This is a genomic window from Mucilaginibacter limnophilus, assembly GCF_004005815.1.
Classification (GTDB): domain Bacteria; phylum Bacteroidota; class Bacteroidia; order Sphingobacteriales; family Sphingobacteriaceae; genus Mucilaginibacter; species Mucilaginibacter limnophilus.
Map to the genome: position 1 here is coordinate 860629 of NZ_SACK01000001.1, position 23802 is coordinate 884430.

A 23802-nucleotide genomic window follows, 5' to 3' on the forward strand; every position below is an offset into this window, starting at 1 on the left:
TTTGCATCCTACACATACAAACCAATGAGAAGACCTTACTTAAAAAAGACTGGCAATAGTATTAAGGTTGTTGACGATACCCGTTTGCAGGAAAAGCTTGTTGAGCGATATTTCCAAAACCTCGATCTGAACGCTGTTGAACCGGGCGCTTATGATGCCGAGTTTAACCGTGAAAGGATATATGAAGGTATAACAGCTGTTATTGACGCCGATAATACCATGCCTGCTAAACGTGGTTATGGTAAATGGCTCGCCGCTGCGTCAGTAATAGGTATACTTATTCTCTTCTCGTGGATTTATCGTCTTGATATTTTAAACTACGTTTCACCTGTAAATTATCTTGAAGTATCTGCTGCTAACGGAAATGTAACACACATCAAACTAAGTGATGGTACAAATATCTGGCTTAACAGTGGCAGTAAGCTAGCCTATCCTGAAACTTTCAGAGGCGATCACCGGGAAATAACGTTAACAGGTGAAGGTTTTTTCGATGTGGTGCATAATGCTGATATGCCATTTATAGTGCACACCGGCGATATAACAACTCACGTACTCGGTACAAGCTTTAACATAAGAGCTTATGCAAATGAAAAGCTTGTTAAAATAGATGTGGCCAGCGGTAAAGTAGGGGTAGTGCCAACAGAAAACAGTAATGTTGACTTTGGTACGGTGTATCTTACACCTTCACAAGGTGTGGCCTTTAATAAAGGTACACACAGCATTACCAAGAGCACTGGTGTTGATATTGCCTCAATAAGCAGTTGGAGTAAAGGAAAGCTGGTGTTCAAAAATTCACCACTTCCCGAAGTGATAAAATCATTAAGCCGCAAATTCAACTGTAACATAACTGCTGATAACAATCTTTCATCATGCTATGTATCGGCCGATTTTACTAATGTTCCTTTAAAAGATATCGTAGCAGTTATAGCTAAGTTGGTGAAAGGTAAAGCTGAAGCTACCGGTACCAATTATCATTTGAAAGGAAAAGGATGCTAAATTTTAAGTATGTAACCAAATATTTACCCATTAAACCAATTAATCATTACCAAATGAGCCTGAGAAAAAAAATCCCTTAAATAAAAAACCCTGCTCAAACGGGTTTGAACAGGGTAACCAAAATGCTGTGTTAATTAACAAGTGAATTTGTGTCGAGGTGCAATTCTAACAAATCACTTTAGTTTCCTACATTTTAATTTTTTATAAAAATATGAATAAATCTCTGTTTTATAACGGAGTGGTTCGTTATGCATTAAAATTAATGAAATATACCTCGCTTGCTTGTTTTGTAGTTTGCCTGATGTGCTTCACTGCCATTGCCGGTACTACTTACGGACAAAAGTTTTTAGAGGCGCCGGTTTCAATTAAGCTGAATAACACCAGGCTTACCGACGCGCTTGACAAAATTGCTGCCGATAAGCAGGTACGCTTTGCTTATACTGATAACGTATTAAAGCAAACGTACAGGGTAACGCTAACGGCTACTGATAAAAGCATAAAGGATTTGCTTGGCGAAATGTTATCGCCGTTTAACCTTACTTACAAAATAATAGGCGATGTAATAGTAATTAGTGAAGGCGGTGCAACTACTATAACCGGTAATCCTGTAGATCAAAAACAGGTGAAAATCACCGGTACGGTAACAGACGATTTGAACCTGCCGCTGCCTGGTGTAACTGTTAAAGTTAAAGGTACTACTATTGCAGTATCAACCGATGCTAATGGTGTATATACCATTGATGCGCCTGCTGATGCCGTGCTGGTATTCTCATTTATAGGTTTTACCACTAAAGAGGTAGCCGTAAACGGACAAAGTTCATTAAATGTACAACTGGTTGCTGAGCGCACTACACTAAACGAGGTGGTAGTAGTTGGTTACGGTACGCAAAAAAGATCAAGTGTAGTTGGTGCTATTGATCAGGTTGGATCTACCATTTATGAAGGAAGACCAGCTGTAAATGCGTTACAAGCACTTCAGGGTACAATGCCAAGCCTTATTATACAGCAGCGCAGCCTTGAGCCGGGCCAGGCGCCAAACGTTAATATTCGTGGTGTTAGCACTATAGGTAATAATACGCCTTTGCTGGTTATAGATGGTATTATTTACGAAGATTTTAATGCGATAAACAACTTAAATCCTTCGGATATTGAAACCTCAACAGTATTGAAAGATGCAGGTGCGGCGGCCATATACGGTTCTCGCTCGGCAAATGGTGTTTTACTTATCACTACCAAAAAAGGTAAGAAGAATACCAAAGCTACTATCAATTATAATGGGCTTGTTGGTATACAAAAACCTGAAGTTACTTACCAGCCGGTACACTCATATGAAAACGCTTTATTGCGAAATGAGGCTAACGTAAATGCAGGCTTGCAGCCTATTTATAGCCCTCAGCAAATTCGTGATATGCAGGCCGAAGGTGATCACGAGTGGTTTTTGGATGCTATATTGAAAAATGCATGGCAGCAAAACCATAATCTAAGCGTAACAGGTGGTTCTGAAAAAACAACATATTTGGTGTCAGCAGGATTGGTTGATCAGAGAAATAATCTTGTTGGACCAGACTTTGGCGCACGCCGGTACAATTTCCGTATAAATCTTACCAATGAAATTGGAAAATTAAAGGTTACAAGTATACTGGCTTATAACCGTACCGATCGTAAAGAGCATTCTTTTAACACATCAACCTTGATAGTTGACGCTGCACGTACGCCTACGTACTATGATATAAAAGATGCTAACGGCAACTACCTTACAAATGATGTGTTGGCCGAATTCAATCCGCTTGGAATATTAGAGCAAGGCGGTTACCGTCAGGCTGATGACGATGGTATAAATGCTAACATCAGCGCCGAATTAAACATTACAAGCGATTTTAAGTTAAGAGGCGTTTTAGGTGGAACCTTAGTAAGCAACCATACATTAGAACGTGTAAAACAGGTGAACTTTTTACCTAAGGGTACCTACGGTGCTGATCGTAATACAAATGATATCAATTATAAAAGCTTGTTTATCAATACGCAGTTAATTGCCGAGTATAACAAGACATTTAATAAAAAGCACAATGTTGGCGCTTTGCTTGGCGTAGCTAATGAATCATTAACAACCAGAGGTAATGAAATACGTTACAGGCTTACTGACCCTGAACTTGGAACACCAACCACCGGAACAATTATAGATCCTAATACCTCACGCGGTACGCTAAACAGTGATAATACCACTGAAAGAAGCTTAAATTCAGCTTTTGGCAGGGTTACTTATGATTATGACAATAAGTATTATGGTGAATTCAATTTCCGTATTGATGCATCTTCAAAGTTTAACAAGCAAAACCGTAATGCGTTTTTCCCGTCAATATCTGCAGGTTACCGCATAAGTAACGAGGATTTTATGGAAGATTATCGTAGTAAATACGGTGATTTAAAAATCCGGGGATCTTATGGTATTTTGGGTAACCAAAACGTTGATGATTATAATTATCAAACACGATTTCAAAATGCAGCCAACGTTTATGGCTTTAATAATTCAGTAGTAAGCGGCATAAATATCGCTTTTGCAAACCCGGACCTTAGATGGGAAAGAGGGGCAACACTTAACATAGGTGTTGATGCTGGCTTTTTGAAAAATTCATTGACCGTTAGCGCCGATTATTTTAACAAAACTACCAGGGACATATTGTTAGTTCCGCAAGTACCGGGTGCATATGGTGCAGGTGTTCCACTTTATAATGCCGGCGAAGTGCGTAATCAAGGTTGGGAGCTTAATGTAAACTACAGAATTACATCTAAAAACTTCAGACATACAATTAACTTCAATGTTGGCGATTCAAAAAACAAGGTTTTAAAACTTGAAGGTGACCAGGAAATATTTAGCTATGATGAAATGCAGGTTATACGTAAAGTAGGTTTGCCGCTAAACTCATATGTTGGCTATAAACGCGATGGTTATTTCCAAAACCTTGATGAAGTGAACAACGGCCCCAAACCAACTGGCCTTAATGTAGTGCCGGGTGATAATCGCTACATTGATGTAAATAAAGACGGTGTAATAGATGAGAATGACAAGTTTGTATTAGGAAATCCATTCCCACGTTATAATTACGGTTTAACCTATAATTTGGGCTACAAACAATTTGACTTTACCTTGTTTTTGCAAGGTGTAGGTCAACGCAGCATGTTTGTGCGCGGCGAATTGGTTGAGCCTTTTCACTTTAACTATGGGCAGGTAGTATATCAGCATCAGCTTGATTACTGGACACCGCAAAACCCTGATGCGCGTTACCCGCGTTTGGCAGCAAATGGAAGCCAGTCAAACACCAACAATTTCAGACGCGGATCAGATATGTATTTATACAACGGGGCATACATGCGTGTTAAAAACATACAGATAGGTTATACCTTACCAACTAGCATTGCCAAAAAAATAGGTATGCAAAAAGTAAGGGCGTATGTATCAGGACAAAACCTGTTTACAATTTCAAGTATTGATTTTCTTGATCCGGAAGCATCTGAATTCAATAATAACCTTGGTGCGGGTGGTGCCAACAGCGGCCGTAACTATCCTGTGCCTGTTTATTATGGTTTCGGACTTGATATCTCACTTTAATTTTTACCACTATGAAGAGATCACAAATACTAAAAACAAGTTGTTTTATCATACTGGTAAGCGTTTTATCAGCATGTAAAAAGCTCGACCTTGTACCAACCGATGTATTCACAGACGCGAACTTTTGGACAACCACCGAAAAGGCGAACAGTGTGTTAAACTCGGCGTACTCACAGTTATTCAATAACAATTATTTCTTTTTTAACGAAGGCATGTCAGACAATGCCTACAACGGGCGTGGCGATAATGAAGGTGTTGCTTCACTTGCCGCCGGAACATATGACCCGGCTCTTGGCAGGCTTAACGGCGAGTGGGATTTTCATTATGCAGGGATAAAAACAACTAACATTTTTTTGGAGAATGTTGACCGTGTATCCTCAATGGATGCTAACCTGAAAGCAAGAATGAAGGCCGAAGCAAGAGTATTGCGTGCGTGGCATTATTTTTACCTTACCACATGGTTTGGTGATGTGCCGTTCTTTGCAAAAGATCCAAGCATTGAAGAAGCGAAAACAGTTAGCCGTACGCCAAAATCGGAGATTGTCAACTTTATTTTGACTGAACTTGACGCCGCCGCGGCCGACCTGCCTGTTAACACGGCTTATGCCGAAGCAGACAGAGGCCGTTTAACAAAGGGTGCAGCTATAGCTTTAAAAGCCAGGGTGTTATTATATGAAAGCCGTTGGGCCGATGTGGTTACCGAGTGCGAAAAGCTAATGAGCGGAAACAATGGAACTTATAGCCTTTTTGCTTCATACGAAGGTGTTTTTCTGCCACAAAACGAGTACAACAGCGAGGTGATTTTTGATTTGCAATACGTACCGCAAACCAGGGCTTACAGTAACTTTTTTGACATGGCCCCTTTATCGGTAGGTGCCCGCTTGAATGCGCTTGCGCCTACGCAGGAGCTGGTTGACAGTTACCTTACATTGAACGGCAAACGCATAAATGAGGCAGGTTCGGGTTATGATGAAGCAAATCCATATCAAAACCGCGATCCAAGGCTTACAGCTACAGTTGTATATCATGGTTATGAATGGCGCAGGCCCGATAATAGTGTAAAAATAATTTATACTAAGCCGGGTACTGACCCAGATCCTGCTGCACCTGATGAATACAGGGCCGGCGGCATAAGTTCACCAACAGGTTATTATACCCGTAAATATTACGACCCTACATCTGCCAATAATTTCCTGTCGGGCCTGAACCTTATTATGATACGTTATGCCGATGTGCTATTAATGTATGCTGAAGCAAAAGCCGAGCTGGGGCAAATGAACGCATCAGTATGGAATCAAACCATTAGGCCAATTCGTCAGCGCGCCGGCTTTACAGCAGCATCAGCATTAGAATTTAATGCTTCAGCAAACCAGGTTGAAGTTGTGCGTAACGAACGTCGTACTGAACTGGCCATGGAAGGCTTGCGCATATTTGATATCCGCCGCTGGAGAATTGCTGAGGATGTATTAAATGGCTGGGCGCATGGTGCGCAGTTTGGCCCTTCGGATGTAGACAATGGATACATCAGGGCTAACCAGCGCAGCTTTGATGCATCAAGAGCGTATCTGTGGCCAATACCTCAGGATGAACTGGCGCTAAACCCTAACCTGGGACAGAACCCAGGCTGGTAATTAACTATCATTAATAATTTTTTTGATCGTATCAACATGAAAAAGATAACATACTGCACGTTGTTTGCAGCTTTAATAGCATTCGTATTTGCGGGTTGTAAAAAAGACAAAACCCTGGAACATGCAAACGTAACCGCGGTTACTAATTTGTTTGCACCTGAAAATAACAAGTTTATTAAGCTTGATCCACCTGCCGGTACCGCCGTTTTTGAATGGGCACAGGCAAAAGCAGAAGACAATGGTTTAGTTTTATACGAAGTTGCCTTTGATAAAGAAGACGGCGATTTTAGCAAACCGCTTTTTATTCTTCCTTCAGATCAAAACGGACTACAGAATAAGCTTACCATAGCCAACAAAGACCTTAACAAAATTGCGCAGATGGCCGGTATACAATCACTGGCTACGGGTAAGCTTAAATGGACAGTTATGTCATCAAAAGGCATCAACGTTAAAATAGCTACCGAATCAAGGCTTATTGAAGTAGAACGCCCCGCAGGTTTCAGCGAAATACCTGCCGATTTATTTGCAACAGGTACAGCTACTGAAGGTGGCGAAGACCTGAGCAAAGCTGTACATTTTAAGCAAACTGAAGCCGGAGTATTTGAAGCTTATACCAGCTTAAAAGCGGGTACTTATCAATTGGTTGAGCGTAATTCGGGTACACCTAAAGCGTTCTCGATTACTGCATCATCAAACCTGGCTGAAGGAGGTACCACTACTGTTACCGGTGATACTAAAGTTTACCGCATACGTGCCGACTTTACTACGGCTACAGCAACTATTGACGAGATTGTTTCGGTAGGATTATGGTTCTCGCCAGATGGCAAAGTTCTGTTCGATTTACCATATGCCGGTAAAGGTACATGGGCTGCTGAGGATGAAGCTATCGTGTTCAAACAGGAATCGTGGGGCCGTGACGAGCGTTACAAGTTCAGGTTTACTGTTAAACCTGCAGGAGGGGAGCAAACCACAGAATTCTTCGGAAGCAGAAATGCCGACAACAGCCGTCCTGACGCTTCAACGCCGCCGGCATACTTTGATGTAGTGCCTGTATCAAGCGCTCAGTATGACAACAGCTTTAAGTTCTACAGCGGTGCTGATAACAACACTATCGATGTACTGCTCAACTTTGGAGTTGATACTTATACGCATACGGTAACTGTTAATTGATCTTATAATCATATCCGGGGATACTTAATTAATATCCCCGGATTAAAATATTATGTATGAAACGCATTACATCCATCAATATAAAAATACTTATTGCCATAGCGTGGCTGCCTTTTGCAATAACATCATGTAAAGATGAAGCTGTTCCTTTATATGGCGACCAAAACCAACGCCCGCCTGTTAATTATACCTGGGCAACAACTGCCGATTCATTACAGGATAAATTGTATAGCACATTTTTGTCATCAAACGCTAAATACTTTGTTCAAAACAATGAAGGCAATTCTACTTTTCATTACTGGCCAAACGCGCATGCACTTGATGTGCTTACCGACGCGTACCTACGCACCGATGATGCAGTATATGCCCAGCGTATGAAAGCCTTACTAAACGGCATCCGGGAAACAAACGGCAATACTTTCATCAACAACTTTTACGATGACATGGAGTGGCTGGCGCTGGCAAGCCTGCGTGCTTATGAAGCAACTAACGACAATGCATTTTTAGATGCCGCCAACGTGCTATGGACCGATATTCAAACCGGCATTAACAGTAATCAGGGTGGTGGCATAGCATGGCGTAAATCGCAGCTGGATTATAAAAATACGCCTGCCAATGCACCTGCAATAATTTTTGCTGCCCGGCTGAATGCGGTCAATAACAATGATGGTGACTTGAACACAGCGATAAGCTTGTACAACTGGCTAAAAGGAAAACTTGTTGACCCATCTACAGGACTTGTTTGGGATGGTATAAATGGTAATGGTGACGGGCAGATCAGTAAGAATCTGTACACTTATAACCAGGGAACTTTTGTAGGAGCGGCACTTGAACTTTATCAAGCTACTAATGATGATACATATCTTACCGATGCGGTACGTACAGCAATGGCAACTATTAAAAGCCCTGAAATTACACCGGGTGGCATATTAAAAAGCGAAGGCCAGGGTGATGGTGGTTTGTTTAAAGGTATTCTTATCAGGTATTTTACATTACTTGCGCAAGAAGAAGCTGTTCCGGCTATTGACCGTAACGAACTGGTTAAGTTTTTAAAATATAATGCAGAAACGCTGTATACCAATGGAATACAACGTCCGTCGCTGTTGATAAGTCCTGACTGGACAAAGAAGCCATCAGGCTCAACAGACCTTACCACACAATTAAGTGGTATGATGTTGATTGAAGCAGCTGCGAAACTTCATGAAGATACCTTATTTTAGTGCGGTGCCCATAAAGGGCATCGCTTACTTATTTATATTATATCTATGAAAAGAAGGCAATTTATTGCAAACACAATGGTAATTGGCGCCAGCGCGGTGGCAAGTAAAGTAATGGCTGCTGTACCTGCTGATTATCCGGTGGTACGTGTTGCCGCTTCAAAACGTAATTTTACCAGCAAAGCGGTAGAGGCAGCTATTAAAGAATTCAAATCAAAAGTGAAAGATAAGGAACTGGGTTGGCTGTTTGAAAACTGTTTCCCAAATACCTTAGATACTACCGTAACACACAAACAAAAAAACGGCAGGCCCGATACTTACGTGATTACCGGTGATATCGACGCTATGTGGTTACGTGATAGCAGTGCCCAGGTTTGGCCATATTTGGCGTTAATAAAAAAAGATCCGGCATTACAGCAGCTTATAGCCGGTATCATTAACCGCCAGGCAGAAAATATATTACGTGACCCATATGCCAACGCTTTTTATGATAGCCCCGATAAAGTAGGCGAGTGGAAGGACGATGTGACCGATATGAAACCCGGTTTGCACGAGCGAAAGTGGGAGATTGACTCGCTTTGTTATCCTGTCAGGCTGGCTTATCAATACTGGAAATTAACCGGTGATACAAAACCTTTTGATAATACCTGGAAAACGTCTATCCAAACAATATTAAAGACATTTAAAGAGCAGCAACGCAAGGATGGCGACGGGCCATACTCATTCCAGCGTAAAACTACCTTTGCTACAGACAGCGTACCTATGGGTGGCTTTGGTTACCCTGTAAAACCTGTAGGACTGATCTGCTCAACCTTCCGTCCGAGTGATGATGCAACGGTTTATTCGTTCCTGATACCATCAAACTTCTTTGCGGTTACAAGTCTTAACCAGGCAGCAGAATTGATAAGAAATATTTCAAAAGATGATACATTGGCCAATGAGCTTTCGGCATTGGCAACAGAAGTGAACACGGCGCTACAGCAGCACGCTGTGATCGATCATCCTTCATACGGCAAAGTATATGCTTTTGAGGTTAATGGCTTTGGCAGCTACAATCTTATGGATGATGCCAATGTACCAAGCTTATTATCATTACCATATCTTGGTGCAGTAAAAAATACCGATCCGGTTTATGTTAATACACGCAAAATGCTGTTGTCAGAAAACAATCCTTTCTTCTTTAAAGGAACTGCCGGCGAAGGTATTGGAGGGCCGCACGTAGGTAAAGATATGATATGGCCAATGAGTATTATTATGCGCGCGCTTACAAGCAGCGATGATAACGAGATTAAACAGTGCATTCAGGCATTGAAAACCACGCATGCGGGTACAGGCTTTATGCATGAGTCGTTCCATAAAAACGATATAAAGAAATTCACACGTAGCTGGTTTGCATGGGCTAATACCCTGTTTGGCGAACTGCTTTGGGAAACCTATCAAACAAAACCACATTTATTACAGGCCTAATAAGCTATCTTAACCAACAAATAAAAGCCCTTAAGAAAGGGCTTTTTTATTTTTAAGAATAAATTAAAATGCTTCATTCAACCCAAGGAAGAACCCTCGGGATCCGTATTTTCCGAAAGCGTAATCAAGACAAAGATTGGTACGCGTGGCCTTGTTAAATAACACACGCAAGCCTGCACCACCCCCCGGTTGCCATATCTGGTAAAGTTTGGTACCCATATCGTCATTAGCCGATTGCATATTGAAAAAGGTAACCCCGCTGACAAATTTATTTTTCAATATCGGAAAGCGGTATTCAACTTCAGAATAAGCATATTGAGTGCCTTTAAAGTACTGCACTGTATACCCTCGTCCGCTTCTGAACGCACCGTCGCGGCCGGTACCGGGTAACTCCAGGTAAGGTAAAACCCCGCTTATAAGGTGGCTGCTCCAATACCAAAAAGCAATAACATGCTCAGGGTTGCGCCGTGATAAGCTGAAATATTTCCTGAAGTCGACATTAAATTGTACTGCACTTTTGCTGCTGCCCATCCAGGTCTGGTTAACCCGGAAACCAGCATCTGCATAAATGCCTTTGTAAGCCCTGTTCTGATTGTCGCGACTGGTATATTGTGCATTAAATAATAATCCGTTCGATTGGTAATTATTCCAATCAAAACCGTTCCTGTCGCTATAGATTTTATAAGGTGTAAAATCAGTTGTTGAAATGCGATCTTCAATTTTTCTTCGGATCTCAAAAGCTAAGCCGGCACCTAAAAACAGGTTTTTAGTAACTTCCTTATAGACCTTTTCCCTGAACGCGTAATACTGAGAGTGCAGCACAAATGGCTTACGGTCGGGATTTGAAAGGGCGATATCTTCAGCGCTTCCGGTGGCGTCATTGCCAATACCAAGGCCAAAATCAGGCGTTACTGTTTTCGCCGCGACAAGGCTTCCCTGCAAGTTCCACTTGTTGGCATTGGTAAATACGTTGTGATTTATATAAAAGTAGATAATGCCTTTTGTGGTGATAGATGCCGACGTCGCCGCTACAGACATTAGTGTACTTGGATCATTGCCAAATTTAAGCCCTGCAACAGCTTTAATGCCTATCTGCGCGCCGATGCTTGGATTAGCAGCCACGTTTGGTATAACTGTTATGCCTGAACGTTTTTTTAATGAATCCGGCTTTTTGTTGGGATGAAATATCGCCTGGAACAGATCGCCTACATCATATTGCTTACTAAAATCGTCCACACGTTTGGGAGCGGTGCCTTGCTTAATTCTGAGCGAATCAACCTTTACGGTATCAGCAGGCGTTGATACCTGGCTGAATGCTATAACTGGGATGCTCGCAAACAAGGCGATCAACAAAAAGCGATATGTGGTGGTGATTAGCGTTCGCAATTTTTTAGCTGATATGTTAGTTTATCAAACTCAATTTTAACCTAAAAATTATCAAAATGTTTTCTGCTTACTTAATGATTACATTTTAAAGTCAAAAATGAGTTACAACTGTTATTTGTTTTTATTAAGTGATATACTTGCACTATAAATACACCTCACTATGGAACTTACATTTTACGGCCACGCCTGCTTTGCGGTAAATCTTAATGGTACCAACATTCTGTTCGATCCTTTTATAACGCCAAATCCGCTTGCAAAAGACATTGATCCGGAGACAATTCAAGCCGATTATATTTTCGTATCACACGGGCATTTTGATCACATAAATGATGCTGTAAGCATTGCAAAACGTACTGGTGCTAAAGTGGTTGCCACCTGGGAAGTAAAGGACTGGTTTGTTAAAAACGGCATTGAAAATGTTCACCCGCTTAACCCGGGCGGACAATGGGCGTTTGATTTTGGGAAAGTGAAAGCAACCGTAGCACAACATTCAAGCAGTTTGCCTGATGGCAGCTACGGTGGTGTGCCTTGCGGTTTTGTATTCCAAACATCTGCCGGAAACTTTTATTATTCGAGCGATACCGCGTTAACGCTTGATATGCAATTAATTCCAAAATGGTGCATACCTGATTTTGCCGTATTGCCCATAGGCGATAACCTAACAATGGGCGTTGATGACGCTGTTGAAGCGGCGAAAATGGTGGGCGCTAAACAAGTAATAGGTGTGCATTATGATACTTTCGGATTAATTATGGTTGACCATCAACAAGCGACTCAAAAGTTTGCAGAAGCAGGTATAAAACTTCACTTACCTGCCATTGGTGAAACGATAACTTTATAATACGGGATAGTAAAGGAAAGTTAAAGCTGATATTTTAAGGATATTTGCCGCATGAGTGATACGGATAATATTATAGATGAGAAACTAATAGCGCTTACCAACCTTTCGCAAGGTGATTTTGAAGCGTTTTTATACGATTGCGATGGTACACTTGCCGATAACATGGGTGCGCATCGGGAAACTTATGTGCATTTAGCTGCCAGGGATGGTGTTGCCATAGATGGCGATATGATAGACGAATTGGCAGGATGGCCGGTAGTTGATGTGGTAAAAGAAATCAATAAGCGTTACAATGCTGATTTAGACCCCGTGGCTTTTGCTGCTGAACGTCAACAGTTATTTTTTGACGAGTATATTGAAAAAACATTACCTATCGAGCATGTAGTAAATCACTTAAAGGCACATGCCGGTCAAGTGAAAATAGGAGTGGTATCGGGTGGGCAGCGCGTTTCAGTTGAAAAGACGCTTAACATATTGGGAATACGTAATTTGGTTGAAGTAATGGTTTGTGCAAATGAAACACCTAACGGGAAACCATTTCCTGATCCTTTTTTGGCAGCGGCCGAAAAACTTGGCGTAAAACCTTCACGTTGCCTTGTTTTTGAAGATGGCGACCCAGGAGTGCAATCAGCCGAGGCCGCCGGTATGAAATGGATACGAATAGATAAACTGTAATACCGAAGTCGGCTGTGTTAGTTGCCTTTTTAAGTGAAATTTAATTTATTTTACCAAAAGTAAAATATTGCCGATTTTAAACACTACCTTGTGCACTTATTAAATAATATAATGAAAAAAGAAGGAACAGTAAAGTTTTTCAATTCCACTAAAGGTTTTGGATTCATTTCACCGAATGACAACAACAGCGATGTTTTTGTACATTCAACTGGCCTCATCGACGAAATTCGTGAAAACGACAAAGTAGAATATGATGTGGAACAAGGCAGAAAAGGCCTTAACGCGGTTAATGTTACAGTAATTTAATTATCACTATAATTTATCGTAAGCACCTGCCTTAACCGGCAGGTGCTTTTTTTTTAGAATATTCACTCAACACGAAAATATGGCAAAATCAAAAGCTTCATTTATGAAGAAGGAACTCGAAAAGAAACGCATTAAAAAGAAACAGGACAAAGCCCACCGTAAAGAAGAACGCCGGGGGAATTCAACCGGCGGGGATTTGGAAAACATGATGGCTTATGTAAATGCCGACGGCGACCTGGTGTCTACCCCTGAAGAGGCAGCACCAAGACCCGACGTAATACGGCGGAATAATTAATAATGTTATTGCACGTCAATCTTTTGCAAATCATGCTGTGGAGGGCCGGTAAGTACTTTGCCGTCGATACTAAACCTGCCGCCGTGGCATGGACAGTCCCAGCTTTTTTCTTCGGGATTAAAACTAACGATACATTTAGCATGTGTACAAACAGGGCTTAAGGCATGAATGGTGCCTTGCTCGTCCTTGTATACGGCTACTTTATCCCCTTTATATTTGGCTATCATACCATCACCGGCTTTCAACTCATTTAATGAATCAATGTCTTCTGATGAAAACCTGTCCGCGATAAACTTCCATGCTACGTCGGCATTTTCTTTTACAAACTCAGTAAAGCCTGCAACCGGTTTTATTCGCGACGGACTAAACAGCTTTTCGTACGGGTTTTCGATACCGCAGATCAGGTCTGTAATTATCCGGGCAGATAACGATCCGAATATGATGCCGTTACCACTGTAGCCCGTCGCCATAAAGACATCGTTACCGCCAAGCGGCATCTTACCAATGTATGGCAGTCCGTCGGCCGGTTCATAATATTGTGAAGACCATTTGTACGCCACTTCATAAACATTATAAATGCCTCTTACATATTCTTCAAGCGCTGCAAATGATTGCTCAGGGGCGCCATGACCGGTTTTATGATCCTCGCCGCCTACTATCAGATATTTCTGCCCATTAACCTCATGCGTACGGAAATAATGGTATGGCTCTTTCATGTCGTACGACAGGCAGTCCGGATAATTATTATCCTTAAGCGTTACCCCGATTACATAACTGCGGTATGGCGCGCATGTAAAGTTCGATATGTTAATACCCGGTGGCATATGCGTAGCGTAAAATACTTGCGATGCTTTTATATTCAAGCTACCATCTGTTGCAGTGTAGGCTTCACCTTCTTTTTTAAGGTCGTTAATAAAGGTATTATTCAAGATTACGCCGTCATTCTGTACAAACACTTCAGCCAGTTTATTAATATATTTTAGAGGATGAAACTGCGCCTGGCCCTTAAATACAACTGCCTTATCAAATTGCAGCGGAACGCCGTTGATGTTGCTTTCTGTTGCATCAATGCCCACTTTTTGGGATGAAGCGAGTATCTCATCTAACTGTTTCGTCTCTTTTTCATTTTGCGAGAACAGGTAGCCATCCTTATACTGAAAGTCGCAATCAATACTGTATTCAGTTACAAGAGAAGCTATCAAATCCAAAGTCTCTTTCCCTGCTTTTGCAACCAGTTTTGCACCATCTTCGCCAAAATCGCTTTCTATTTGCGGGTAAGGAGTGTCAAAAAATGTATTGAGATGCGAAGTAGTGCCGCCGGTAGTTCCAAACCCAATACTGTGTGCTTCTGCCAATATAACTTTTTTGCCTTGTTTTTGAAGTAAAATTGCCGCGGTTATACCGGTAATACCACCGCCAACAATCAGTACATCATATATCGTGTTCAAATCAAATGTTTCGGCGCCTGAGGTTGCGGCAGCTTCCTGCCAAAGGCTTTTATTGCTACCGTCACGAGCAGAAGTTGTTACAAAATCATTTATCATAGGTTATCGTTTGGATGTTACAAGAAAGAAGCCTGCAGCTAAACCGGCCAGTAAACCTGCGGCAATATATTTACGGTGTGCTTTAGGTTCGCCCGGAATGCCCCAGCCGCCATGTATGCTCATGCCGTAATCAACAGTATTAAATAAATTTCCGTTGGTTGAAGTGATAGGCTCAGCCGACTTAAAATATCGCCTAATAAAACCTGCGGTTAGTTTGGCAGTAAGCCCCGGAAATAACGAGTAGATGGTTTTTATAATAGGAGTGAAGCTACCTACGCTTAATGATGCTTTAGGGTTTTTAACAACCTTAACCATTGCTTGTGCCAGCCGCTCGGGTGAATAAACAGGCGGGGCTGGCCTTAAGTATTTGCCTGTATAATTGCCTGCATGCTGTATGCCTGGGGTATCCAGAAAAGCAGGGTAGAGGTCGCAGACATGAATATCAGGCCAGTTGGAAAGCTCACCACGCAATGCTTCCGAAAATCCGCGCAAACCAAACTTACTTGCTGAATAGCCGGCACTATAAGGCAGCGGCACAAATCCGCCTATAGAAATGTTGTTAATAATTAAGCCATGCTTTTGTTCCTTGAAAATTGGAAGTACGGCATGTGCCCCGTTCATGTAGCCAAGCAGATTGGTTTTTACAATCTGTTCATGTACTTCCATCGGCGTAACGTCAAAGTCGCCGCCGGCAAGTACGCCCGCGTTATTTATCCAGATATCAAGCCGTTTAGTGCTGTTGCTGGCCGTGTTGGCCAGGTTCATCATTGCTTTCGGATCGGTAACGTCTGTTATAACCGGAAGAACCTTTGCGCCAAGCCCCACACATTCGGCGGCAACTTCATTCAGTGCCTCGGCATTTCGTGCGGCCAGTACAAGCGCAGGCCGGTATGGCGCAAACTCTAATGCAGCAGCACGGCCGGCGCCGCTTGACGAACCGGTGATTACTATAGTTTTGCCTGTTATAGTCTCGTGGTATTTCATAGGAAATGTTTTTACAGTAACCTATGGGTTGGGGGCTATGTTTTAATTAATAAGCGTTATTTTTTTCTTTAAGCGAGATAGTGATTGATTCACCAGCCTTTTATGGCGCCGCCTTTAAATGCTTTTAAAGCCGCTTGTTCTACTTCGGCCGATTGATAAGCCTGCACAAATTTCTTTACTTTCTCTTCGTTCTTATTGTCTTCCCGGGCTACAATGTTATTTACATACGGTGAGCTTTTGTCTTCTACAAAGATGCCGTCGCGTTGCGCGTTAAGGCCGATTGGTGTAGAGAAAGTGGCATTTATAACCGCTATGGTAACGTCCCGGTCGTCAAGCGCGCGGGGTAGTTGTGGAGCTTCCATTTCCAGTATGCGTATGTTTTTAGGGTTGGCAGCAACATCAGCCAGGGTAGGGAACATACCCACGCCATCTTTCAACTTGATAATACCTGCCTGCTGCATCAACAGTAATGCGCGGCCGCTATTTGTCGGGTCGTTTGGAATAACAATGGTGTTCCCGCTTTTTAACTCGTTAAGATTTTTAATTTTTTTAGAATATCCTGCTAACGGATAAACAAATGTATTACCAACTATAGCCAGCTTGTAGCCGCGTTGTTTGGCTTGCACATCAAGATAAGGCTTGTTTTGAAACGCATTAATATCGATATCGCCCTGGCTTAGCGCCTCGTTAGGAATAACATAATCGTTAAAGCTCACAAGTTCTACATCCAGGCCATATTTTTCTTTGGCGACTTTCTTAGCAGCTTCGGCTATCTCATATTCCGGACCGGACATAATGCCGACAGTAATATGGTTAGGATCGCTACTTTTCTTTTTGCCGCCGCAGCTTGTAATGGTTAATCCAAGTAATACTATAGTTATAATATATGTTATCTTTTTTTGCATGGGCGCAAAGTTACGCGGGTTTGCGGTGATCAACCTTCTTTGAAATGTAATTTCCTGTAAATTGAATAATAAATACCAGTGCAACCAACAGCACCAGTACTGAGTTCATAACCAAAACATTATAACCGACATAGCCGTATTGATAACCGATCTGCCCCAAGCCTCCCGCGCCAACCGCGCCACCCATAGCCGAGTATCCAACCAAGGTAATCAATGTTATAGTAGCACTGTTTATAATAGAAGGCAAAGCTTCAGGCAACAATACCTTACGAATAATCTGCCATGGTGTAGCGCCCATTGCTCTTGCTGCTTCAATTAAGCCATGTGGAATTTCAAGCAAGCTGTTCTCAATCATCCTGGCAATAAACGGCGCCGCACCAATACTCAACGGCACTATTGCTGCCTTTACGCCTATTGATGTGCCAACAACAGCCCGGGTGAACGGTATCATCCAAACAATTAATATAATAAATGGTATTGATCGAAAGATGTTAACTATAATAGATACCGCCTGGTTGAACGGGCGGTTCTGTAAAATTTCACCTTTTCGGGTCATAAATAACAATACACCTGCAGGAAGGCCTATAATAAAGCCGAACAAGCCTGAGGCAAGGGTCATTAATATGGTTTCAAGCAAGCCCTGAACCAATAGGGATATCATGGTATCAGACATAGCCTAAAATTTGTGTTTTAATCAACTTACTTTCAAAAAATGTGATGACCTTTTCAACGTCATCAGTGTTACTGTAAACCTCAATTAGCATTACACCAAATTTTACGCTACCTGCGTATTCCATACGCGCGCTGATGATATTACAGTCGATGCCAAACACCCTGGCGGTTTCTGACAACACCGGATCATTAACAGAATGACCTGAAAATTCAAGCTTTAAAAGCGGATGTTTACCCGGCGCAGGCGCATCTGTTAAACGTTCTTTGAAGTCTTCGGGTAATTCAATATCCAATGCCGAAGCGATGAAATTTTTAGTAAGATCAGTTTTTGGATGTGAAAAGATATCAGCCACCGTGCCTTGTTCAATAAGCTTTCCGTTGCTGATTACGGCAACTTCATCGCAAATCGATTTAACCACATGCATTTCGTGTGTTATCAGTAAGATGGTAATATCCATCCGGCGGTTAATATCTTTCAGTAATTTCAAAATTGAACCTGTAGTTTCAGGGTCAAGGGCGCTGGTGGCTTCGTCGCAAAGCAAAACCTTTGGATTGTTAGCCAGCGTACGAGCTATGGCCACACGCTGTTTTTGTCCGCCCGAAAGGCTGCTTGGGTAATCGTGTTGTTTATCCTGTAAACCAACTAAAGTCAGCAGGTCGGTTACTCTTTTATTAATTTCAGCTTTTGGCGTATTGCTTAACTCCAACGGCAATGCAATGTTATCAAATACAGTGCGAGACGATAACAAATTAAAATGCTGAAATATCATACCTATCTGCCGGCGCGCTTCCGCAAGCTGTCCCGCTGAAAGGCTTAGCATATCCTGTCCGTCAACCACTACCATACCTGATGTGGGCTTCTCCAAAAGATTAACACAGCGTATCAGGGTGCTTTTGCCGGCTCCTGAAGCTCCTATTACACCAAATATCTTTCCTTTCTCAACCGATAGCGATACATCAGCCAAAGCTGTAAAATCGCGGTTCTTTTTACGGAATGTTTTGGTAATATTTTTTAGTTCGATCATTAACTCATTATAGTTATAAAAACCTGTTCACGCTAAAAATATCAATATTCAGTTCAGGTTTACTATCCAGCGCCAGCTGACTTAACAGCTTACCGGTAATGCTTGCAAATTTAAAACCATGGCCCGTACAAGGGCTGGCAATAATAATATTTTTATGAGCCGGGTGATAGTCGATAACGAAACGCTCGTCAGGTGTGTTGGTGTACATGCACACGGCACCGTAATTGAACTCTGGTTTCAGGTTGAAATACTCTTTAACTACATCTTGCATGGCCTCTACTTCCTCATCGCTAATGTTCCGGTTCAAAGTGTGCGGAGTAGTGGGCTCGCCAACATGATGATGTGCCACTTTTATTCCGTCACCCAGATCAGGGAAGCCATAGAACATCTTTTTTGGGGCATATTCCCAAATGTAAACGGGCAGGTTTTGTGGTGCAAATATATCCGCCTGATGCACATTGTTTGTTTTAAACCAGTACAACACCTGCCGTTCAACAGATAAGGGCAGGTTAAGGTCGGGCAGAAATTCACTTATCCAGGCACCTGTTGAAATAATTGCTTTATTAGCACTGTATGTAGCATTACCGGTTACAACCTCTACCATGTCAGTACCCGCAGTAACAGCAAGCACTTTTTCACTTGTGTGTATCTTTGCTCCATTGGCAGTCGCTAACTCCAGATGAACCTTAACACATTCTTCAGGAAACAAAATACCTGCGTTTTTCTCCAGTACACCAACAGTATCCTTATTAGGTTTTAAAGCCGGAAATCGTTTGCTTATTTCATGATTGCTTAAATACTCATAAGGAATATCATGCGTACGAGCGCTTAGTTCAGCACCTTTAATTACGCCTGCATCAGGGCTGCCAAGCATTAGTCCACCGGTTTTTAAAAACAGTTGCTTACCTGAATTTTTTTCTACCTCATCCCAAAGCTCGTACGCTTTTTTAATGAATGGTACATACAGCGGGTCTTCGTGGTAGGCTTGCCTGGTAATACGACTTTGGCCGTGAGAAGAGCCTTGTGCGTGCGGGGGCTCAAACTGATCGATACCGCATACACGCTTACCCGTTTTTGATAAATGATACAAAGCCGAGCTGCCTGCCGCACCTAAACCCAATACCATTACATCAAACGTGTTGTTCATTGTTTTTTGAGATTAGGCTAAATTATGAGAAATATTATAATCGGTATGTAAATAACAATGTGGTGATAAATTATGATTATTAAATTAATAGATTTTATAACTGCATGAAGCGTTGTTAATCAATATATTGCTATTGGTATTTAAGTATTTCTTGCTTTAACGTTTTAAGATAAAAGCCAAAAATGGTATGTAATAAATAATACTTGTATTTTTATTTGTCTTTCCTGCTAAACTTATAAACCATGCTTAACCGTGCTTGTTTAACAACAGTTTTATTTTTTATATGCCGATTTGGATTTGCTCAGGCGCCTGATACCGTTGCCGGTGGCACAATCCGCAGGCAGATAGCGCAGTTTGTTGAGCAGCAGGGAAAGGTAAAATATATTTCGCAGGGTGTAATAAGCCATGATGGAAGGCTCGTGGCTTGGGCAGCCGATGGCCCTGAAGGTAACAGTACACATGGTATTTATTTTGCGCCTGTGAATAACCGGGCTAAAGTAACAAGGGTAACGGCTGCTACAGGCGGCGAATATTATTATGAAACCGAGCCTGAATTTTCACCGGATGGCAAACTGATCGCTTTTCTTTCAGATAAAGAAGACGGGCAAAATCAGATATATATCGCAAATACTTCGGGCACACAAATCCCTGCAAAAAAACTAAGCGCTTTTAAAGGTTATGTATCGCACCTTAAGTGGTCGCCTGATGGTAAATATATAAGTGTATTGTATGTGGAAGACGCCAGCCGCGAACCATCGCCAATGGCTGCCACCGGGCGCAAGGTTGGGCTGATCGATTCGGCAGTAAACCGGGATATACAGCGTATAGCAATAGTGAACGCACAAACCGGCGAAACAAAACAGGTTAGCCCTACCGACTTATATGTTTTTGAATACGACTGGTCGGCCGATAGCAAAAATCTGGCATACACCGCTTCGCAGCCTCCGGGCGACGATAACTGGTACATTGCACAATTATATCGTCAGGATTTATCCTCGGCACAAGCCACATTAGTATATAAACCTGAGTGGCAGATTGCTTTGCCAAAATGGTCGCCTGATGGTAAGCGGATAGGTTTTATTGAAGGCCTGATGAGCGACCAGGGTGGTACAGGCGGCGAGATTTTTACAGTAGCTGCTAATGGTAAAGGCCGCCCCTACAATCTAACCCCTGATCGTAAATCTACACCAGGATGGTTTAAGTGGATGCGCGACGGATCCATCCTCATGACAGAATTTACCGGGGGTTCGGTAGCTATTAGTACACTAAACCCTAACACAAAAGCAACTAAAAGGCTATGGACGGCCGATGCATCAATAGGGGCAACTTCAACTTCGTTAAGCTTGTCGGTAAGTGATGTTAAGGGCGGGCCGGTACTTGCTTTTGTTTCGCATGGCTGGTCAACCTTGCCTGAGGTATGGGTAGGCGCCGTAAATAAATTAAAGCCGTTCACCAGTTTAAATACTGAAGCAAAATTGCCTATGCCGCAATCAAAGAATATCACGTGGGATAATGAAGGGTATAATGTACAGGGATGGCTATTATTTCCAAAGGATTACAACCCAAATAAAACTTACCCGATGCTGGTGACTGTACATGGCGGCCCTGCATGGATAGCTACGCCAACCTGGATGGCGCCCGATTTCAACACCACCGTTTATACACAAATGGGCTATTTTGTTTTCTTTCCAAACGCGCGTGGCGGTTATGGGCAGGGTGAAGCATTTACACGCGCCAACCGCCGCGACTGGGGTTTTGGCGACCTGCGGGACATTGTTGCCGGCGTTGATGCGGTAGCTTCGCAATATAAAATTGATACGAACAGGGTAGGAATGCTGGGTTGGAGTTATGGCGGTTCGCAAGCCATGTTTGCCGGTACGCAAACCAATAAATTTAAGGCGGTGGTAGCTGGTGCAGGTTCGGCCGACTGGCTAAGTTATTACGGACAGAACTCAATAGACAAATGGATGCGCTCATACTTCGGCGCTTCACCTTATGATGATCCGGCAGCTTACGCAAAGGTTTCGGCAATCACCTACATTAAAAAAACAAAAACACCTGCTTTAATACTGGTAGGCGAACGCGATGGTGAATCACCTGCGCCGCAGTCTTTCCAATACTGGCATGCGCTTAAAGAATTAGGAGTACCCACACAACTAATGGTTTATGCAGACGAAGGCCACAGCTTTTATAAGCAGGAGGATATGATAGATGTTACCACCCGCACTATCGAGTGGTTCAATACACACATGCCGGCTGCTAAGTAATTATGCTGCCGGTTTACTTTCCTTAATACTACGTGCTTTTGGTTGTTTGGTGGCGGTAAACTTGGTTTCAATCCATACGGCAAAGTCAAAAAACTTTAATATCTGCATTTCAAATTTATCGTTCAATACAGCGTTTATTGAGGGCTGAAGTTTTTTTAATAACAGTTTATTTTTCACCACGCTGTTCCGGTTTGGGTGTAGCATTACTGTTTTAAAGATCAGTTTCTCAGTTTTCAATGTTTCCGTTTTATACTTTGCCGAACGCTTATACGACCTAATCTCATACTGCAGGTATTCGTTGTTACCCATTTCATAGTGAGCAAGTATGGCTAATAAACGTGCTGCTTTATAAATAGGAAAGTGCGGATTTGATTTTTCGAGCAAGGTGATCTTATTCAGGTATTTCAGCGATTTCTCCCATTCATTTAAACCGAAATGCGCGGCTGCCATGTAAAATAAAAGCTCACAATGTTTTTCGTAATCAACTATAATAGTTTCTTTTATGATGTCAGCAGGTAACTCTTTTATATAGTTAAGCGCTTCTTTATATTTTTTTTCAGCATTAAATAAGGTAAGCCTGAAGGTGATGGCTGTTTTGGTAGCCTGCAAGTTAAACTGTTCGGTATGGCTGCTGCGTATCAATCCGCCTACTTTGTTTATGTAGAATTCAATCCTGTCGTACGCCTTTATAGTACGCAGGCTATCCATAATTCCTTCCAGGGCCGAAAGGTAATCGTACGGCGGATCCCCAAGTATATGGATATTGATCTCAAAAAGTTCATTTAACTCCGAGAAAGTCTTAAGAGCTGATTTATAATCACCTATACTGGTAAAGAAAAACGACTGAAACAACAGGTGCAGCTTTTTCGACTCAAAGTTATGCGCCACTTTATTAGTCACTAAGCTTAGCTCACTCAACAGCAGGTCGTTCAGCTGTTTTTTATGATGTTCTGACAATGATCGTCCGATATTGATCAGCCTGAACTTTAACAGTTCATATAATGAATGGTGTTCATGTATCTGGAATTGCGACTTTAACAGGTTACGCGCTTTCATCTGCATTTCTATCATCGCCTCTTCAGTGACCTCCCGGAAGTTAAGGTCGGCAAATACATTCAGTTCGGCACGATACGCAAGGTACTCCAGGTAATAGTTTTGCGATGCTTCAGCAAGCTTTTTGGCTTTGTGCAGCTCCTTCATGCCTTCTTTTATTAACGAGCGATCAAGCAATACCTTTGCCCGCATAAAAGTTTGCATTTGCTGAAACAGGCTGTCTTTATCAATTCGCAGCTGTATCAGGCAATCGGTAATAACGCGCATCAGGTATTTGGCTGTCGTGTCAAAAGATGTTTCCGGGTTGGTTTTTCCGAACTTTTGTTCCAGCAACTCCATGTCTCTAAGCGGAGTCTGGTCGATAAGATCAAACAACAGCAGATAAGCCCTGCTTACCGATTGCTTTTTGCAATACAGTTTCAGGTAACGTTTCTCGGCCGAAGACAAGGTTTTAACCAATCGTACAACGTCATTTTTTATCATGGCGAACAGGTGATTATATCATCAGTTTTATTTTAGTTTTATATGAAACTGATTATTAGGTTTTTATAATTTGATTTTTGTAAATGTAATCATTTTAAGATTATATTTTTTAATGAAAAATGGTAATGCGT

Annotated in this window: 19 protein-coding genes; 11 read left to right on the forward strand and 8 right to left on the reverse strand. The window is 42.1% G+C overall.

Annotation, left to right across the window (positions count from 1 at the left end):
- The first annotated feature begins 24 nt into the window (after positions 1–24).
- The 6 genes from EOD41_RS03560 (at position 25) to EOD41_RS03585 (ending at position 10088) form a co-directional block, all read left to right on the forward strand.
- Positions 25–996: a FecR family protein gene (locus EOD41_RS03560; protein ID WP_164849874.1), complete on the forward strand. Its 972-nt coding sequence runs from the start codon at positions 25–27 to the stop codon at positions 994–996.
- Between the two features lie 211 nt (positions 997–1207).
- The gene (locus EOD41_RS03565; protein ID WP_127703392.1) at positions 1208–4603 is read left to right on the forward strand and encodes a TonB-dependent receptor; all 3396 of its coding nucleotides are present in this window, start codon (positions 1208–1210) and stop codon (positions 4601–4603) included.
- Between the two features lie 11 nt (positions 4604–4614).
- Entirely contained in the window at positions 4615–6234 is a 1620-nt protein-coding gene (locus EOD41_RS03570) for a RagB/SusD family nutrient uptake outer membrane protein (RefSeq protein ID WP_127703393.1), read from the forward strand.
- 36 nt (positions 6235–6270) lie between these two features.
- The gene (locus EOD41_RS03575; protein ID WP_127703394.1) at positions 6271–7404 is read left to right on the forward strand and encodes a SusE domain-containing protein; all 1134 of its coding nucleotides are present in this window, start codon (positions 6271–6273) and stop codon (positions 7402–7404) included.
- 56 nt (positions 7405–7460) lie between these two features.
- A complete protein-coding gene (locus tag EOD41_RS03580) occupies positions 7461–8624 on the forward strand; it encodes a glycoside hydrolase family 76 protein (RefSeq protein WP_127703395.1) in 1164 nt (387 codons plus the stop codon).
- Between the two features lie 45 nt (positions 8625–8669).
- Positions 8670–10088, forward strand: coding sequence for a glycoside hydrolase family 125 protein (locus tag EOD41_RS03585; protein WP_127703396.1), 1419 nt, complete (start codon positions 8670–8672; stop codon positions 10086–10088).
- A gap of 63 nt (positions 10089–10151) precedes the next feature.
- Here EOD41_RS03585 and EOD41_RS03590 read toward each other — a convergent pair whose 3' ends face one another.
- Positions 10152–11474: a BamA/TamA family outer membrane protein gene (locus tag EOD41_RS03590; protein ID WP_240663160.1), complete on the reverse strand. Its 1323-nt coding sequence runs from the start codon at positions 11472–11474 to the stop codon at positions 10152–10154.
- A 160-nt stretch (positions 11475–11634) separates the two neighbouring features.
- On the opposite strand from EOD41_RS03590, the gene EOD41_RS03595 reads away from it, so the two are divergent.
- The 4 genes from EOD41_RS03595 to EOD41_RS03610 all read left to right on the forward strand — a co-directional run bounded on the left by EOD41_RS03595 (position 11635) and on the right by EOD41_RS03610 (position 13591).
- Positions 11635–12315, forward strand: coding sequence for a metal-dependent hydrolase (locus EOD41_RS03595; RefSeq protein ID WP_127703397.1), 681 nt, complete (start codon positions 11635–11637; stop codon positions 12313–12315).
- A 51-nt stretch (positions 12316–12366) separates the two neighbouring features.
- The gene (locus EOD41_RS03600) at positions 12367–12990 is read left to right on the forward strand and encodes an HAD family hydrolase (RefSeq protein WP_127703398.1); all 624 of its coding nucleotides are present in this window, start codon (positions 12367–12369) and stop codon (positions 12988–12990) included.
- A gap of 111 nt (positions 12991–13101) precedes the next feature.
- Positions 13102–13296: a cold-shock protein gene (locus tag EOD41_RS03605; RefSeq protein ID WP_127703399.1), complete on the forward strand. Its 195-nt coding sequence runs from the start codon at positions 13102–13104 to the stop codon at positions 13294–13296.
- Positions 13297–13399: 103 nt separating this feature from the next.
- Positions 13400–13591: a hypothetical protein gene (locus EOD41_RS03610; RefSeq protein ID WP_240663163.1), complete on the forward strand. Its 192-nt coding sequence runs from the start codon at positions 13400–13402 to the stop codon at positions 13589–13591.
- Between the two features lie 5 nt (positions 13592–13596).
- Here the strand turns inward: EOD41_RS03610 and EOD41_RS03615 are convergent, their stop codons facing one another.
- The 6 genes from EOD41_RS03615 to solA form a co-directional block, all read right to left on the reverse strand.
- The gene (locus EOD41_RS03615; RefSeq protein ID WP_164849875.1) at positions 13597–15135 is read right to left on the reverse strand and encodes an FAD-dependent oxidoreductase; all 1539 of its coding nucleotides are present in this window, start codon (positions 15133–15135) and stop codon (positions 13597–13599) included.
- 3 nt (positions 15136–15138) lie between these two features.
- A complete protein-coding gene (locus tag EOD41_RS03620) occupies positions 15139–16119 on the reverse strand; it encodes an SDR family oxidoreductase (protein WP_127703401.1) in 981 nt (326 codons plus the stop codon).
- 89 nt (positions 16120–16208) lie between these two features.
- Positions 16209–17024, reverse strand: a complete 816-nt coding sequence (metQ, locus tag EOD41_RS03625; protein WP_127703402.1) for a methionine ABC transporter substrate-binding lipoprotein MetQ — start codon at positions 17022–17024, stop codon at positions 16209–16211.
- Between the two features lie 10 nt (positions 17025–17034).
- Positions 17035–17697 carry a methionine ABC transporter permease MetI gene (metI, locus tag EOD41_RS03630; protein WP_127703403.1) on the reverse strand — a complete coding sequence of 221 codons (663 nt, stop codon included), beginning with the start codon at positions 17695–17697 and terminating at the stop codon, positions 17035–17037.
- Positions 17690–18721 (reverse strand): methionine ABC transporter ATP-binding protein MetN, encoded by a 1032-nt coding sequence (metN, locus tag EOD41_RS03635; RefSeq protein WP_127703404.1) that lies wholly within the window; start codon positions 18719–18721, stop codon positions 17690–17692. The genes metI and metN overlap by 8 nt, the downstream gene beginning before the upstream one ends.
- A 13-nt stretch (positions 18722–18734) precedes the next feature.
- Positions 18735–19868 carry an N-methyl-L-tryptophan oxidase gene (solA, locus tag EOD41_RS03640; RefSeq protein ID WP_127703405.1) on the reverse strand — a complete coding sequence of 378 codons (1134 nt, stop codon included), beginning with the start codon at positions 19866–19868 and terminating at the stop codon, positions 18735–18737.
- 242 nt (positions 19869–20110) lie between these two features.
- Here solA and EOD41_RS03645 point away from each other — a divergent pair, with 242 nt between their 5' ends.
- Positions 20111–22135, forward strand: coding sequence for a S9 family peptidase (locus EOD41_RS03645; RefSeq protein ID WP_127703406.1), 2025 nt, complete (start codon positions 20111–20113; stop codon positions 22133–22135).
- Here the strand turns inward: EOD41_RS03645 and EOD41_RS03650 are convergent, their stop codons facing one another.
- Positions 22136–23671 (reverse strand): hypothetical protein, encoded by a 1536-nt coding sequence (locus tag EOD41_RS03650; protein ID WP_127703407.1) that lies wholly within the window; start codon positions 23669–23671, stop codon positions 22136–22138.
- Positions 23672–23802: the final 131 nt, after the last annotated feature.